This is a genomic window from Bradyrhizobium sp. AUGA SZCCT0431, from assembly GCF_018131065.1.
GTDB lineage: Bacteria > Pseudomonadota > Alphaproteobacteria > Rhizobiales > Xanthobacteraceae > Bradyrhizobium.
On sequence record NZ_JAFCLR010000021.1, the window covers coordinates 19,593 to 34,528 of the forward strand.

At 61.5% G+C, this 14,936-nt stretch carries 15 protein-coding genes; 10 read left to right on the forward strand and 5 right to left on the reverse strand.

From position 1 onward, the window contains the following. Positions 1–25: 25 nt before the first annotated feature. On the forward strand, positions 26–697 hold the full coding sequence (locus JQ567_RS21110; protein WP_212440572.1) for a TetR/AcrR family transcriptional regulator: 672 nt from the start codon (positions 26–28) through the stop codon (positions 695–697). A gap of 1 nt (position 698) precedes the next feature. On the opposite strand, the gene JQ567_RS21115 is transcribed toward JQ567_RS21110, so the two are convergent. From JQ567_RS21115 to JQ567_RS21125, 3 genes are all read right to left on the reverse strand, one after another. Next, positions 699–1,256 carry a DinB family protein gene (locus JQ567_RS21115; protein WP_409363624.1) on the reverse strand — a complete coding sequence of 186 codons (558 nt, stop codon included), beginning with the start codon at positions 1,254–1,256 and terminating at the stop codon, positions 699–701. Between the two features lie 24 nt (positions 1,257–1,280). Beyond that, the gene (locus JQ567_RS21120) at positions 1,281–2,246 is read right to left on the reverse strand and encodes a VOC family protein (protein WP_212440659.1); all 966 of its coding nucleotides are present in this window, start codon (positions 2,244–2,246) and stop codon (positions 1,281–1,283) included. A 116-nt stretch (positions 2,247–2,362) separates the two neighbouring features. Continuing rightward, positions 2,363–3,622, reverse strand: coding sequence for a serine hydrolase (locus tag JQ567_RS21125; RefSeq protein WP_212440573.1), 1,260 nt, complete (start codon positions 3,620–3,622; stop codon positions 2,363–2,365). A gap of 271 nt (positions 3,623–3,893) precedes the next feature. Between JQ567_RS21125 and JQ567_RS21130 the strand changes: the two genes are divergently transcribed. Genes JQ567_RS21130 through JQ567_RS21165 form a run of 8 tightly spaced genes read left to right on the forward strand, consistent with a single transcriptional unit; the run spans position 3,894 to position 11,859 of the window. Beyond that, positions 3,894–4,214, forward strand: coding sequence for a helix-turn-helix domain-containing protein (locus tag JQ567_RS21130; RefSeq protein WP_212440574.1), 321 nt, complete (start codon positions 3,894–3,896; stop codon positions 4,212–4,214). Continuing rightward, positions 4,214–6,229, forward strand: a complete 2,016-nt coding sequence (gene hyfB / locus JQ567_RS21135; RefSeq protein WP_212440575.1) for a hydrogenase 4 subunit B — start codon at positions 4,214–4,216, stop codon at positions 6,227–6,229. Before JQ567_RS21130 ends, hyfB begins: the two co-directional genes overlap by 1 nt. Further along, complete coding sequence (locus tag JQ567_RS21140; protein ID WP_212440576.1) at positions 6,220–7,176, forward strand: respiratory chain complex I subunit 1 family protein; 957 nt, start codon at positions 6,220–6,222, stop codon at positions 7,174–7,176. Before hyfB ends, JQ567_RS21140 begins: the two co-directional genes overlap by 10 nt. A gap of 5 nt (positions 7,177–7,181) precedes the next feature. Continuing rightward, a complete protein-coding gene (locus JQ567_RS21145) occupies positions 7,182–7,844 on the forward strand; it encodes a hydrogenase-4 component E (RefSeq protein ID WP_212440660.1) in 663 nt (220 codons plus the stop codon). Next, entirely contained in the window at positions 7,841–9,292 is a 1,452-nt protein-coding gene (locus tag JQ567_RS21150) for a hydrogenase 4 subunit F (RefSeq protein ID WP_212440577.1), read from the forward strand. The genes JQ567_RS21145 and JQ567_RS21150 overlap by 4 nt, the downstream gene beginning before the upstream one ends. An 18-nt stretch (positions 9,293–9,310) precedes the next feature. Continuing rightward, a complete protein-coding gene (locus tag JQ567_RS21155; RefSeq protein ID WP_212440578.1) occupies positions 9,311–10,822 on the forward strand; it encodes an NADH-quinone oxidoreductase subunit C in 1,512 nt (503 codons plus the stop codon). Positions 10,823–10,831: 9 nt separating this feature from the next. After that, positions 10,832–11,365, forward strand: a complete 534-nt coding sequence (locus tag JQ567_RS21160; protein ID WP_212440579.1) for an NADH-quinone oxidoreductase subunit B family protein — start codon at positions 10,832–10,834, stop codon at positions 11,363–11,365. 35 nt (positions 11,366–11,400) lie between these two features. Then, on the forward strand, positions 11,401–11,859 hold the full coding sequence (locus tag JQ567_RS21165) for a hypothetical protein (protein ID WP_212440580.1): 459 nt from the start codon (positions 11,401–11,403) through the stop codon (positions 11,857–11,859). A 112-nt stretch (positions 11,860–11,971) separates the two neighbouring features. Here JQ567_RS21165 and JQ567_RS21170 read toward each other — a convergent pair whose 3' ends face one another. Then, positions 11,972–12,292, reverse strand: a complete 321-nt coding sequence (locus JQ567_RS21170) for a helix-turn-helix transcriptional regulator (RefSeq protein WP_212440581.1) — start codon at positions 12,290–12,292, stop codon at positions 11,972–11,974. 257 nt (positions 12,293–12,549) lie between these two features. On the opposite strand from JQ567_RS21170, the gene JQ567_RS21175 reads away from it, so the two are divergent. Next, positions 12,550–13,284: a class I SAM-dependent methyltransferase gene (locus tag JQ567_RS21175; protein ID WP_312017441.1), complete on the forward strand. Its 735-nt coding sequence runs from the start codon at positions 12,550–12,552 to the stop codon at positions 13,282–13,284. An 81-nt stretch (positions 13,285–13,365) separates the two neighbouring features. Here JQ567_RS21175 and JQ567_RS21180 read toward each other — a convergent pair whose 3' ends face one another. Next, complete coding sequence (locus JQ567_RS21180; RefSeq protein ID WP_212440582.1) at positions 13,366–14,895, reverse strand: ABC transporter substrate-binding protein; 1,530 nt, start codon at positions 14,893–14,895, stop codon at positions 13,366–13,368. Between the last annotated feature and the right edge of the window lie 41 nt (positions 14,896–14,936).

Here is a 14,936-nt window from a genome sequence, read left to right on the forward strand (position 1 = left end):
AAATGCCCCGGAGAGAACCAGCTAGATGAATGTCACCAAGGCCAAGCCAGCCAAGACCGTGCGACGACACAGCGGACGGCCGACCAAGGAGCAAGCCGGACAGATCACCGGGCACCTCGTCGACGTGGCGACACGGCTGTTCCTGGAATCGAGTTTTGAGGCGGTCAGCATCGATCTCATCGCGGCGACGGCGCGGGTCTCGAAACAGACCTTCTACACCCGCTTTAATTCCAAGGAGGCGCTGTTCGGGGCTGTCATCCACAAAGGGGTGAACGATCTCCTGGCGCCCGAAGTCACCGAATCCAGCCGAGACGCACCGATCGAAGCAACCCTGATCCGGATCGGCATCGAGCTTTCAAAACGTGCGCTGGCGCCGGCGGCGATCGCGCTGGACCGGCTCATCACCTCAGAAGCGCATCAATTCCCGGAACTGGCCCTCGCCTGCCACGAGAACGCCAATCACGCGCGGGAGCTGATTGCCGACATTTTCTCCAACGCCATGCGCGACGGCCAGATCCGATCAACGACGGATGCACGCTTCGCTGCCGAGCAATTCCTCTACGCGGTGGTCGATGGCCCCGCCCGCAGCGCGATCCTCAGCGGCAAGACCGTCAGGTCAGAAAAGGACCTGCGTGAGCGCGTCACGGCCGCGGTCCAATTGTTTCTGGATGGATGCCGCGACGGGACGGCGCGGTAACTCAGCGGCGCCAGACCTTATCCTCGCTCCAGCCCAGCTCCGCGAACTCGCCTGCGCGCAACGGCGCCTCTTCCGCGGCGAAGAACTCGTCGAGCTGCGGAGGCTTAACACCGGTCGCGCTCAACATCGCATGCGCCTGGCCGCGATGATGAATCTGATGCTGGAACAGATGAAGCAGCAGCCGGTCCATCCGCTCATGTTGAATGCGACTGCCGCGGCGGACGTTGACGATGCGATCGAGATCTTCAGCGCCGAGGTGCTCGACAAAGGCAATCAACCGGCGGTCCATCTCGCCTTGCGCCTCGCGGAGAATGCTGACGGTTTCGCACGGTTCCTGGTTGGCCCAGGCCGCCGGCCCCAATGTGCCGCCTTCCAGGGCGTCGATGTAGAAGCGGTCGATGATCAGGATGTGATTGAGGGTGGCGCGCAGGCTTGGAAAGAAGCCGGTGCGCGGCGCGATGAATTCAGCCTGTGACAGTGCGGCACAGGCGGTCAGCAGGCGGTGATTGGCCCAGCCGTTATTGTAGGCCATCGATCGATACGGAAGCATTGCATCCATCGAGACCTTCTCCTGCCTGATGGCTCAGACCTTGACGAGGCGCACTCGCGTGCCCCAAGGGTCGGCGGTTTCCAGCCCATTGGCAACGGCAGCGACTTCGACGCCGGCCTGACGCAGCCGCTCTTCCTTTGCCGCGAACAAATCTGGCTTCTCGATTTCCAGCGAAAACCAGGCGAGGCCAGTGGCCGCGTCGTCGCGGCGGCCGGCGCCGGCGCTTTGCCAGACGTTGAGACCGAGATGGTGGTGGTAGCGCCCGGAGGACAGGAACGCGGCGCCGCTGCGCGCCCGCGTCGGATCGAAGCCGAGCGTGCCGCGGTAGAAGCCGTCGGCCTTGGCGAGATCGCCGACGCGCAGGTGCATGTGCCCGATGCGCAAGCCGTCGGGCGCCTTTGCATAATCGCTGACGTTGGTATTGGTGAGCGAGACGAGATTGTCGATATCGAGCTGATCGGTTCCCATCGTCACCGTGCCGGCGCTCCATTGCCAGAGCGAGGGATCGCGATCGGCATAGACCTCGATGCCATTACCTTCGGGGTCATCGAGATAGACGGATTCGCTGACGCGGTGATCGGCAAAGCCCGACAGCGGCACGCGGTGGATCGCGGCATTGACCAGCCAGCGCGCGAGATCCTTGCGCGTCGGCATCAGGAACGCGGTGTGATAGAGCCCGGCTGCATTGCGGGCTTCGTTCGCGGCATCCGGGCGCGCCTCGAGCGCGAGCAGCTTGACGCCGCCGGTGCCGAGCACAGCGCCCGTAGCAGAGCGCTCCATCACGGCAAGCCCGAGCACGTCGCGGTAGTAGTCCGCCACGACATCGAGCTTGCGGACCCGAAGCGTCACCATGCCGATCCGCATCGGCGTGCGGTTGGCGAAAGTCGGCCCTCCCCCGCTACCACCTTCCTCGGCGCGCGCCGCGGCTGCAGCGGCCGCAGCGAGTGAGGAGGCGCCGGCGAGATGCAGCAAGGTGCGACGGGTCATATCGAGGTTCATGGTGAGCGTGTTGCCTGTTTTCGGATGGGAATGACGGCGGTCTATCATATTTTCGATCCACGAGCTGCCCGCCATAGGCGGGTTTCGATCACATCTGCGTCGGTGAAACGGCGGGCCTAGGCCGCCCCGAGCGCGCGATAAATCCCGCGCTCGAACTGCCGGTAGGCCACAACCGCCTGCTTGTCGACGAAGGGCAGGATCTGCATCATGATCACACCCGCAATCCGCTTTTTCGGATCGATCCAGTAATAGGTATTGAACAGGCCGGCCCAGGTGAGACTGCCCGCCGCGCGGCCCTCGCGGACCGGATCGACATTGATCATATGGCCGAGCCCCCAGCGCAGATGGACGCCCGGGAAGAAATCCACGTCGTTTGAAAGCGCCGGATTGGCGGTCCTGAGAATTCCTGCTTCGATACTGCCGATCTGGTTGGTCGACATCATTGCTACGGTATCCGGCCGCAACAGGCTTACGCCGCGAAAACGTCCGCCGTTCAGCAACGCCTGCAGCAGGACCAGATAGTCCGGCGCGGTCGAATAGATGCCGCCGCCGCCGGAAAAGGCTGATGTCGGGGCCAGCTTCTCGAACGGTTTCGGGACGAGCTTTCCGCCGGCGTCGCGCACATGCAGGCTGGCCTGACGGGCACGCTGCTGCTCGGTGATGACAAAGCCGGTGTCATTCATGCCGAGCGGGCCGGTGATGTGTTCACTGAAGTAGCGATCGATGGTTTGCCCGCTGGCGATCTCAACCAGCTGGCTGACATTGTCGATACTGCCGCCATAGGCCCATCGTGCGCCCGGCTCGAACATCAGCGGCCGGCGCGGCAGCGCCGGATCGGCCCGCGCCGCTTTCTGGTAGCGAACCACATTTGGATCCCAAAGCGGGTAGCTCAAGCCGGAGGTGTGCGTCAGCAGGTTTCGCAGCGTGATCGGCTTGTGCGCCGGCCGCAGCTGCGGAACGCCCTTGGCATCGAAGCCCGCAAGGACCTGGGGCGCGGCGAGCGTCGGATCGATATTGGCGGCCGGCTCATCCAGTTTCAGTTTGCCGCGTTCGACCAGTTGCAATGCAGCCACCGAGGTCAGCAGTTTGACCATCGAGGCAATACGAAAAACCGTATCTGGTGACATTGGCATTGCGGCCGCGACGTTGCGCGCGCCGAATGCCCCTTGATAGACGATCGACGTCTCGCTCGCGGCCATCGCGACCACGCCGGGTATTTCCCTGGCAGCAACTTTCGCCTGTAGCGCGGCGTCGATCGCATCGCCGGAAACCGGCTTGCGGACAGGTGCGGCAAAGCCGGCAGTAGAAACCAGGCCTGCCGCCGCAAGCCCCCCGCCCCGCAACAACGCATCACGCCGACTGAGCAACCCTGCCATTCGTGGTCCCGAATGCCGCGTGGAGATTCGGCCATTCTAGACTCTTCGGAATTCGTGCGATTGGCAAACTTTTCGCCGTCAGGTCTGGCGTCGGCTAGCCGGACCGTCGTTTCCAAGCAGGGCCGGCGGATACGAACGCGCCTCCCAGCGCCTGAGAGCGATCCTTTAGAATAGATATCCTAGATATCATTTATTGACAGTTTAACATCATTAGTTAGGATGCAAGAATGACGTCTGGTATTGGCTGGGATCCCAACAGGGAGGCAATCCAATGATCACGGCCGCTCAGTTGCGGGCTGCCAGGCTGCTGCTCGGCATCGATCAGCGCCGGCTTGCTCAACTCTCCGGACTCTCCGTGCCTACCATCCAGCGAATGGAGGCGAGCGAAACGATGGTTCGAGGCAATGTCGATTCGCTGGTCAAGTTGATCGCCGCATTCGACGCAGCCGGGATCGAGATGATCGACGAAGGCGCCGTCAGCAACTCTCAGGGACGCGGGGTTCGACTGAAGATGAATTCGGGTTCGGCTAAAACCTATCTGGACAATCAGACAGAGCAAAAATCATCGAGCGGAACGAGGGGCTCCGCCTGATGTCTTCCGTCGCTCTGCAAATGTTATGCGTCGCGGGATTGTTGGGGATCGCCGTGCTCGCGATCATTCTCAGTCGCGCAAAGACCTCCACGACAATCATCTACAGCGCCACCACGGCAGTTTCCCTTGTCGCATTGTTCGGGTCGATCCGCTTTCTGGTCGGCGAGGTCCCGAATGCCTCCGGCCTGACCTTGCCGGTCGGACTACCGTGGCTTGGCGCCCATTTCCGCCTGGATGCGCTGGCGTCGTTTTTTCTTGTTGTGGTCAATCTGGGTGGGGCGTCAGCAAGCCTTTATGGTCTGGGCTACGGGCGCCATGATCCAGCGCCGCATCGCGTGCTGCCCTTCTTTCCTGCCTTTCTGGCCGGCATGAATCTTGTGGTGCTGGCGGACGACGCGTTTTCCTATCTGCTGTGTTGGGAGTTCATGTCGCTGGCGTCCTGGGCGCTGGTCATGGCGCATCACCGCGAGCCGGGCAATGCGAAGGCAGGTTACGTCTATCTGGTCATGGCGAGCTTCGGCACGCTGGCGTTGCTGTTGGCCTTCGGTCTGTTGGCGGGACCGGCGGGAGATTACGGATTCGCGGCCATTCGTGCGACCCACCATACGCCTTACGTGGCCACACTGGTATTGATCCTGATGTTGCTCGGAGCCGGCTCAAAGGCCGGCCTTGTGCCGTTGCACGTCTGGCTGCCGCTCGCACATCCCGCAGCACCAAGCCACGTTTCGGCGCTGATGAGCGGCGTCATGACCAAGGTGGCGATCTACGGCTTCATTCGCGTCATATTCGATCTGCTGGGGCAGCCAACATGGTCGGCGAGCGTAGTCGTGCTTTTCCTCGGCGGCATCACCGCCGTCATGGGGATTCTCTACGCCTTGATGGAAAAGGACCTTAAGCGCCTGCTGGCCTATAGCACAATTGAGAATATTGGCGTCATCTTCGCAAGCCTCGGCCTTGCCCTGGCCTTTCAGGCCAATGGGCTGAAGCTGGCGGCAGCGCTGGCCTTCACCGCGGCGCTGTTTCACGTGCTCAACCACTCCTTCTTCAAGAGCCTGCTGTTTTTCGGAGCCGGCGCCGTCCTGACTGCGACCGGCGAGCGGGACATGGACAAGCTCGGCGGTCTCATCCATCGCATGCCGTTCACCAGCTTCGTCGTTCTCGTGGGCTGCGTCGCGATCTCGGCGCTTCCGCCTTTCAACGGCTTCGTTTCGGAATGGCTGATGTTCCAGGCCGTGCTGCAAAGCCCGGAGTTGCCGCAATGGGCACTGAAGATCATGGTGCCTGCGGTTGGCGCCCTGCTCGCATTGGCCGCCGCATTGGCCGCGGCGTGCTTCGTCAAGGCGTTCGGCGTGACATTTCTCGGCCGACCGCGCAGTACGGCGGCGGAAACCGCCCAAGAGGTCGATCGCTACTCGCTGTCGGCCATGTTCATCCTTGCCGCACTTTGCCTGCTCGCCGGGATCCTGCCGGGACTGGTGATCGATGCGCTTTCGCCGATCACGATCGATATCCTCGGTGGCCGCATGCCGATCCAGGCCAATGAACCCTGGCTTTCGATCGTGCCGATAGCGGAGAGCCGCAGCTCATACAACGGATTGCTGGTGATGATGTTCATCACGATATCCGCTTCCCTTTCCGTCTTCGCGATCCATCGCTTCGCCTCGCACGCGCTGCGGCGGGGACCCGCGTGGGGCTGCGGTTTTTCGGACCCTGCGCCAGCGGCGCAGTATTCGGCTGGAAGCTTCGCGCAGCCGATCCGCCGGGTTTTCGGCACACTCGTGTTCCGCGCCCGCGACCATGTCGACATGCCCGCGCCCGGAAATGTCAGGCCGGCGCGGCTCAGGATCGAATTGCACGATCTGGTCTGGGAGGGAATCTATGAACCGATCGTGGGCGCGGTCGGCTTTTCTTCCGACCGGCTCAACCGCCTGCAATTCTTGACCATCCGGCGATACCTCAGTCTCGTCTTTGCCACCCTCGTCACGCTGCTTCTGGTGCTCGCGATATGGTCATGATCTCGGACATCATCGTGCAGGGTGTGCAGATGCTTCTGGTGCTGCTGCTTGCGCCGCTTCTGACCGGCTTCGTGCGCAAGATCAAGGCGAGGCTGGTGCGCCGCCAGGGCGCCTCGGTCTTTCAGCCCTATCGCGATCTGCTGCGCCTGCTTCGCAAGGAGGTGGTGCTGGCCGAGAACGCCTCGTGGCTGTTCCGCGTGACACCCTATGTGACCTTTGCCGCGATCTGGGTCGCCGCCGCTTTGGTGCCGACCTTTGCGACAGGCCTGTTGTTCAACTGGACGGCCGACCTGATCGCCATCGTTGCGCTGCTCGGAAGCGCGCGCTTCTTTCTGGCGCTTGCCGGAATGGACGTGGGCACCAGCTTTGGCGGCATCGGCTCCAGCCGCGAAGTGATGATCGCAGCCCTCGCCGAGCCCGCGATGCTGCTGGTTTTCTTTTGCATTGCGCTGGTTGCCGGCTCGACCCAGCTTTCGACAGTAGCCAATTTTATGGCCTCGTCCTACGTCGGACTGCGGGTATCATTGGGAATGGCGGTTATCGCACTCATCATGGTGGCGCTGGCCGAAAACGCGCGCATCCCGATCGACAATCCCACCACTCACCTGGAGCTCACCATGGTGCATGAGGCGATGGTGCTCGAATATTCCGGCCGCCATCTCGCGATGATCGAATTCGGCGCGTTTCTCAAGCTCTTGCTCTACATCTCGCTGATCGCCTGCGTGTTCTTGCCCTGGAAGATCGCCCTGTTTGGCACAGGCCCGCTCGCCTACGCCGTCGGCGCCGGTGCCTACGTCGTCAAACTGGCCGCCGCTGGCTTCTTCCTTGCACTGTTCGAGACCGCCACCGCCAAAATGAGGGTCTTCCGCATTCCGCAATTTCTTGGAGCCGCGCTCATGCTGGGCTTGCTCGGTACGCTTCTCCTGTTCGTGTCGAGGAGTTTCTGATGCAGATGCAAAGCCTCGCCTTCGACATCTCGCATACGCTGGCCGGCGGCCTCGTCCTGATCAGCTTCATGATGTTGTACCAGGACAGACTTTATTCGCTGCTCAACATCTTTGCACTCCACGCCGTGGTGCTCGCACTTTCCGTCGCTTGGCAGGCCTACGTCCAGGACGCGCCTCATCTCTACATCACGGCGGTCATCGCCCTTGTCTTCAAGGCAATCGTCATTCCGGTGGCATTGCATCGTATCGTCAAGCAGCTTGGCATTCATCGCGACATCGAGTCAGCCGTGGGCATCGGCCTGACCATGCTGGCCGGGATGGCATTAGTCGCCCTCTCCCTGGTCCTGATGCTGCGGGTCACCGCCGACGCCGATCCCCTGGCCCGCGAAGATCTCGCCTTCGCATTGTCGGTCGTGCTTCTCGGACTACTGGTCATGGTGACGCGGCGCAATGCCGTCAGTCAGGTCGTCGGATTCATGTCGCTCGAGAACGGACTGGTGCTGGCGGCGACCGGCGCCAAGGGCATGCCGCTGGTCGTCGAAATCAGCGTCGCCTTCTCGATCCTGATCGCTTTCATCGTTATCGGAATCTTCCTGTTCCGGATCCGCGAACGCTTCGATTCCGTTGATGTCTCCGCCCTCGACGATTACCGGGGCGAGCACAGATGAGCATCGCTTCCTTCGACCCCGTGGCGGCGGTCCTGTTGATCCCGATCGTTTCGGCGGCGCTGCTTGCCATGCTGCCCGGCTACCGGCTGACGGCGAGGCTGAACGTTGTTGCCAGCTTGTTGACCTTCGTTTCGGCGCTCTCGTTGTTCGTCACCGAACGACCGCAGCCGGGGCCGTACGTGCTGGTCGACGATCTCAATATCGTCTTCATCGTGCTCAACACTTTCGTGGGCTTCACGACCAGCATCTTCAGCGCGAGCTACATCGCCCACGAACTCGAAACCGGCAGGTTGACACCGGTGTACCTGCGTTTCTACCACGCCATGTACCAGACCATGATGTTCGGCATGAATCTGGCTTTCGTGTCGAACAATATCGGCTTGATGTGGGTCGCGGTGGAAATCGCGACACTCACCACCGTGCTGATGGTCGGGATCTATCGCACGCACGCGGCCCTGGAAGCGGCGTGGAAATATTTCATCCTCGGCAGCGTCGGAATTGCGTTCGCCCTGTTCGGCACGATCCTCGTCTACATGGCGGCGCGTCCGATCGTGGGCGAAGGCCAGGACGGCATGATCTGGACACTGTTGATCCGGCATGCGGCGGCCTTCGATCCCGCCCTTCTCAATGTCGCTTTCATTTTCCTGTTTCTCGGCTACGGAACCAAGGTCGGCCTCGCGCCGCTGCACGCCTGGTTGCCGGACGCCCACGCCGAAGGTCCAACCCCGATATCGGCCGTGCTGTCGGGCCTGCTCCTGAACGTCGCGCTTTATGCGCTGCTGCGCTTCAAGATATTGCTTGCCGTCAATCCTCACGCGATTGCTCCGGGCCCACTGATGGTGACGATGGGCCTCGTGTCGTTGATCTTCGCGGCATTCATGCTGTACCGCCGGCGGGACATCAAACGACTGTTCGCCTACTCCTCGATCGAGCACATGGGCATCATCGTCTTTGCGTTCGGAATGGGTGGCCCGCTTGCCAATTTTGCCGGGCTGTTGCACATGGTCATGCACAGCCTGACCAAGTCGGCGATCTTCTACGCCGTCGGCCATATCTCGCAGATCAAGGGCACGCAGCGGATCAATCGGATCCGGGGCTTGACGGTGACCCATCCGGCGCTTGGCTGGGGTTTCGTGGTGGGCGTCGTCGCGATCGCCGGTTTGCCGCCGCTCGGTATCTTCATGAGCGAATTCCTCATCGTGAGTTCGACCTTCGCGCGGCAGCCCCTTCTCGCAATCGCGCTGGTGTTCGGGCTTCTGCTCGCCTTTGGCGCGTTGACGTTGCGCCTGACGAGCGTCGCATTCGGCGAACCTCGCGGCGGCACGGCGTCTGCGGAGGCCTCCTACGTGCCGATGTTTGCGCATCTCGCACTGGTTCTGGGCGCGGGAATCTATCTTCCCGCACCGCTCGTCGTCTGGTTCCAGCACGTGGCGCGTCTTCTTGGATGATTGAGGGATGAACGGGATATGCCATCGCTGATCGATCTGATGCTGGAAGGCCGCAAAATCCCGCAGCACATGCCTTGGCCACGCACCGTGGTCGATGCTTCCGTTTGGGCGTTTGCCGCCAACGAGCTGGCACAGGGGCGCTGGAGCCTGCTCGGCCTTTGGGGTGAAGCCTCGGCGGTACACATGGCGATCATCGACCGCGACACGACGGAAATCGCGGTCGTCAGCCTCGATTGCCCCAATCGCGTTTATCCCTCAGTCAGCAAGCACCACCCGCCGGCGCTTCGATTGGAGCGTACCGTCAACGACCTGTTCGGATTATCCGCGGAAGACTTGCCCGACACCCGCCGCTGGCTCGATCACAACCGTTGGGGCGTACGGTTCCCGCTTGGAGATCGCATCGACGCCTTGTCGATGACGGCGCCCTACCGTTTTCTGCCGGTGGAAGGCGATGGCGTGCATCAGATTGCGGTCGGGCCCGTGCATGCAGGCATCATCGAGCCCGGACATTTCCGCTTTTCCGCCAGCGGGGAAACCGTGGTGCGGCTGGAACAGCGGCTGGGATATACCCACAAGGGTATCGAGGGGCTGATGCGAGGCGCACCTATCGAGCGCGCCGCTCAATTGGCCGGACGCGTATCGGGCGACAGCACCGTCGCCTATGCCTACGCCTTTTCGAGGGCCGTCGAGGCAGCGCTGCAACTTGTCGTTCCGGATCGCGCGGTCTGGCTGCGGGCGCTGCTTGCGGAACTCGAACGGCTCGCCAACCATCTCGGCGACATCGGCGCGATCTGCAATGACGCGTCCTTCGGCTTGATGCAGGCCCATTGCAACGTGCTGCGCGAGGACCTTCTGCGCGCGGCGAACAGCGCCTTTGGTCACCGCCTGATGCGGGACGTCATCGTTCCCGGTGGATTGGCTCGCGATCTCGACGCCAAGGGACAAGCAGCCATCCGTACGGCGCTCGATAATATCAACGTTCGATTTCCCGAATTGATCGAACTTTACGACAACACCGCGTCGCTTCAGGATCGTACCGTCGGTACCGGCATCGTCACTGCTACGCTGGCAAAACAGTACGGTGCCGGAGGGTATGTGGGGCGCGCGTCCGGGCGCGTGTTCGACGCCCGCCGGGCTCCGGGCTATCCGCCCTATGACGATCTGCGCTTCGAGGTACCGGTGCTCGAGGAGGGTGACGTCAACGCCCGCGTCTGGATTCGGATTCGGGAAGTCGAGCAGAGCCTTTCCCTGGCCAGCCAGATTCTGGACCGCCTTCCCGACGGCCCGCTAAGCGGGTCGGTCGGTGCCGAAGCCGGACCGCGCGAGGGGATGGCGTTGGTCGAAGGTTTCAGGGGCGACGTCATGGTCTGGCTCCGGCTCGACAGCGGCCGGGTCGAACGCTGCCACCTTCGCGATCCATCATGGTTCCAATGGCCGCTGCTCGAAGCTGCCATTGAAGACAACATCGTCGCCGACTTCCCCCTCTGCAACAAATCGTTCAACTGTTCCTATTCCGGGCAGGATCTGTAGGAGAAGACGATGCGCAAACTTCTCTTTCAAAGTTTCTTCCAGAGGCCGCTCACGGAGCAGGCCCCCACCCTGGATGAGACAGCAGTCGAGGAACTCGCCGCTGCGCTTCAGCGCACCACACGGCGGCGCCTCGGCCGAAGCCTCTCGATCCGCGAAATAGATGCCGGGTCATGTAACGGGTGTGAGCTGGAGATCCATGCGCTGAACAATGCCTATTACGACGTCGAACGTTTCGGTATCCGGTTCGTCGCCTCGCCACGCCACGCCGACGTTCTGATGGTCACGGGGCCCGTGACCAAAAACATGCGCGATGCCCTGGAACGAACTTATCATGCGACCCCGGACCCGAAATGGGTCATTGCCCTGGGAGATTGCGCAAGGGATGGCGGATGTTTCGCCGGCAGCTACGCGGTGGTCGGAGGGGTCTCGCAAATCATCCCCGTCGATCTTCATGTTCCCGGCTGCCCGCCGCCGCCCGTTACGATCCTGCAGGGACTTCTCTCCTTGCTCGATCGAACGGCCAAAAGCGCCAATTCGACTTGAGTCTCCGGAGACCATTTCGGTTATTCCAAGCGGGCTTGGTCGCGGGATGCATTCAAATTGCCATCGTCTTCGTGATGACGCCGTTAGTGATCCTTTTCGCGCAATACCGCGACAATGATTTCAGCGCGTCCGGTCGCGACCCAGCGGTCTCGTTGATCTCGTTGCTGCCATTGATCTACGTGGTGTTAGCCGCAGGCGTGGCTCTGACAAAGCACCGCTATGCTAGATCGACAACCACGCGAATCCGCCACGCTTCGCATCTCAAGTCGTCTTCCGAGCCGGATCGCTTGGCCGGCACGCTCGCGATTTGCCTTTTTTTGGCCTCTCTCGGATGCGCGTCGCTTGCGCTGCAGCCGCCTCCCGCCATCCTTGTGGCGATGAACTGGCATTTTGGCCCGCACGCGGCCGCGCCCTTGCTGTGGTCGGCACTGATGAGCGTCTGCGTGGCCAGCTTCGGAGCAAACGCGTATGCCGCAACCGACGCCGCGTATTGATTTTCGAAATGCCCTCTGAACGCCTCGAGACGCCAAAATCCGCCGCCTGCAAGAAGGTTTTTCCCAGGCGTCTTCCTCGATCAGGAAATTCGTCGTTCGAGAACCAGTTTGGTCATCGAGTCCGTTCCAAAGTCCGCGGCAGCGAAGGTTTGGACGGCTTTATGTTCTTCATCTTCGGCTTCGTTACGTGTTCCCTGAGGCGAACCCCGCGGCCACCGGCCGAACTCGCAATACCCGGATTGATCAATTCGATCCCCGCATTCTCCAGTGCTGAAATCAACTTCATCAGGGAATCGACGTTCCCGCGGACAACGCCGTCGCTCGCTTCCATGCGTTGGATGGTGGGGACCGAAAGATCTGCAAGGTCGGCAGTTTGCCGCTGATCTATGTTCAGGAGCGCACGGGCCGCCCTGAGTTGGTTGGCCGTAATCATGAGATGGCGGTCTCCAGTGAGATGGGCATCAAAATATGTCTACACCGCACTAATTACCGCTTCAAGCATCAATTTAGATGCAAAATATATCACACGCGAGTTCGAGCCATCGGAACGAATCTGGCTATCCGGGCCTTTTACCGAATTATTGCGCAAGGAGTGCGCTGTTCCGAAACAGTTGGCGTACTGCACGCAACATGATAAGGGATGTTTAGTACATGTATTCTAAGGCTTGAATCTTAATCTGGTTTTTCGACGTGAAGTTGCTGGGACGTTATCAAGGAAGGAACGGGCAGATCGAGATCGTAGAATGCTCGTGGGACGGCACGCGCGTATACTTCGAACAAGGCGTGAGACAAAGCCAGGCAACGCCCGATGGCGAAAGCGTCTTCACCTATGTCAAGCTCATGGACGAGCTTCTGTCCCGCTCCGAACAAATCCTGGTTTTGGGCTGCGGCGGGGGAACTCTTGCAACAAGGCTGTGGCGTCTCGGCAAGACCTTGACCATCGTCGACAACAACCCGATCAGTTTCGTGCTTGCACACAAGTTTTTCGACCTGCCGGACGATTTGCCCTGTGTCGTCTCCGACTTTCGGAAATTTGTATTCGATGACCGCGGGTACTACGACGGCATCGCGATCGACGTCGGAGGACCGGGATTTCTGTTCTCTGAGGAGTTCGATGCCGAGACCTGCGACGCCATCCGCTCCCGCCTGGCACCGGGTGGCCGGATCGTGATGAATGTGACGGTGGCAAACGACATTGATCCGACGCCCGACCGGATCGCCGCTCGGCTTGCCGGCGAGGAAATGCGGACATGGATCGTTGACGAACAAGGCATCGAGGACCGCAATGCGGTGATCGCCTGCATGCCCGAGAGGACGCTTGGTTCACGGGCGGCGCTCGATCGCGTAATGCGCCACAGCCATGAACGCTGGGCCATCCGCCGAGGAAGATTGCGAAGCCGCGATCTCACCTGCGGATCTCGCTGATATTGCAACGTCCGGCGACGAAGCCCAGCCGAGCAGGCCTACGGCAGCTTGTCGTATACCCCGCAAGCCCGGCCGACCGACCTATTTCCACTTCGCCAGATAGAAGCGCGGCAGCTCGTCCGGATAGGGGGTGAAGTCGAGCTGCTTGGAATAGCCGTAGGTCGTCACATAGGTGTGCAGCGGCGCGAAATAGGCCTGCTGGGTGATGCGCTGGATCGCGGCCGAATAGGCCTTGTTGCGCGCTTCAGCGTCATTGGTCGATCCGCCCTCGATCAGCCATTTCTGCACGTCCGGATCGCGCGCATAATCGTCGGCGCCGCCGTCAAAGAAGTTCGGCAGGAAGGCCGAGACGTCATTGATCGAATAGCTGCCCCAGGTGCCGAGATAGGCGCGCAGTTCCCCTGCCTTCGCGCGCTGTATCAGCGCGCCGACCTGGAGCTGGTTGAGCTTGGCGCGGATGCCGACCGCCATCAGATAGTTCTGAATCGCCGAGCCCCATTGCGGCAATATATAGCTGGCCAGATCGACTTCGAAGCCATCCGGATAGCCGGCTTCCGCGAGCAGCTGCTTCGCCTTGGCGGGATTGTAGTCGTAAAGCGTCGCGGCCTCGCCGTTGCAGCCGAATTGAGTCGGGAAGCAGGGAGCCCCCGGAACGCGGCTTCCGCCGGTGACGAGCTTGTCGGCAATCGTCTGCCGGTCGATCGCGTGCCAGATCGCCTGGCGCACCTTGAGCTTGGTCAAAGGATTGTCGGCGCCGGTGCGGCCGGCGGCGTCGAGCACGAGATAGCCTACCCGCATTGACTCCTTGCGCACGGCCGCCAGATTCGGGAACTTGTTGACGCTATCGAACTGGTCGGGGTTCAGATTCCAGATCCAGTCCGCACGACCGGAGAGCAGTTCGGTCATTTCGGTGGCGGCATCCGGCACGAAGCGCACGCTCATCTTCTTGATCGCGGCTTTACCCTTGGGGCTGCCGGCCCAATAATCCTCGAAGCGTTCGAAGTCGATGGAGACGCCCGACTCGACCTTGGTCATCTTGTAGGGGCCGGCGCCGACCGGCGCCTTGGCATAGGCTTCCGCACCGACCTTCTCGCGATAGGCCTTGGGGTAGATCGGGACAACCATCGCGAAATAATCCAGCGCCGCCGGCGTCGGCCGCTTGAGTTTGACGCGAACCGACATGTCGCCGGTCTTCTCTGCCTTGTCGATCCAGTTGTAGTTCGCCGGGGTCGACACCTTGCTCGCGGGATCGGATATGAGATTGAGCGTGTAGACGACGTCATCGGCGGTGAACGCGCTGCCGTCGTGGAATTTGACGCCGGGCCTGAGCGTAAACTCGATCGTGGTCGTATCCGGCAGCTTCCACTCGGTGGCGAGCAGCGGCTCGACCTTGAAGGTTTCGGGGTTGCGGTAGACCAACCCGTCCCAGCCCTGGTGGTGCATCACCACGCCGGTGCGCTCGTTGTTATAGTAGGGGTCGATGTTCGACAACGCGGCGCGCATCGTGATCCGCAACGTGTCGGCGGACTTCTGCGCCAGCGCCGGGGAAGCGCCGGCACCGACCAGTGCCGCCGCGAGGATCGCCGCACCAAATCTCAATTGCACGCCCATGCCGTCCTCCTTTGGTTCCGATCGCAAGACCGATTTCAAGC

Excerpts from the sequence above, each read along its gene's own strand:
- JQ567_RS21110 (WP_212440572.1), top strand. The coding sequence starts at position 26 with ATGAATGTCACCAAGGCCAAGCCAGCCAAGACCGTGCGACGACACAGC.
- JQ567_RS21115 (WP_409363624.1), bottom strand. The coding sequence starts at position 1,256 with ATGGATGCAATGCTTCCGTATCGATCGATGGCCTACAATAACGGCTGG.
- JQ567_RS21120 (WP_212440659.1), bottom strand. The coding sequence starts at position 2,246 with ATGAACCTCGATATGACCCGTCGCACCTTGCTGCATCTCGCCGGCGCC.
- JQ567_RS21125 (WP_212440573.1), bottom strand. The coding sequence starts at position 3,622 with ATGGCAGGGTTGCTCAGTCGGCGTGATGCGTTGTTGCGGGGCGGGGGG.
- JQ567_RS21130 (WP_212440574.1), top strand. The coding sequence starts at position 3,894 with ATGATCACGGCCGCTCAGTTGCGGGCTGCCAGGCTGCTGCTCGGCATC.
- hyfB (WP_212440575.1), top strand. The coding sequence starts at position 4,214 with ATGTCTTCCGTCGCTCTGCAAATGTTATGCGTCGCGGGATTGTTGGGG.
- JQ567_RS21140 (WP_212440576.1), top strand. The coding sequence starts at position 6,220 with ATGGTCATGATCTCGGACATCATCGTGCAGGGTGTGCAGATGCTTCTG.
- JQ567_RS21145 (WP_212440660.1), top strand. The coding sequence starts at position 7,182 with ATGCAAAGCCTCGCCTTCGACATCTCGCATACGCTGGCCGGCGGCCTC.
- JQ567_RS21150 (WP_212440577.1), top strand. The coding sequence starts at position 7,841 with ATGAGCATCGCTTCCTTCGACCCCGTGGCGGCGGTCCTGTTGATCCCG.
- JQ567_RS21155 (WP_212440578.1), top strand. The coding sequence starts at position 9,311 with ATGCCATCGCTGATCGATCTGATGCTGGAAGGCCGCAAAATCCCGCAG.
- JQ567_RS21160 (WP_212440579.1), top strand. The coding sequence starts at position 10,832 with ATGCGCAAACTTCTCTTTCAAAGTTTCTTCCAGAGGCCGCTCACGGAG.
- JQ567_RS21170 (WP_212440581.1), bottom strand. The coding sequence starts at position 12,292 with ATGATTACGGCCAACCAACTCAGGGCGGCCCGTGCGCTCCTGAACATA.
- JQ567_RS21180 (WP_212440582.1), bottom strand. The coding sequence starts at position 14,895 with ATGGGCGTGCAATTGAGATTTGGTGCGGCGATCCTCGCGGCGGCACTG.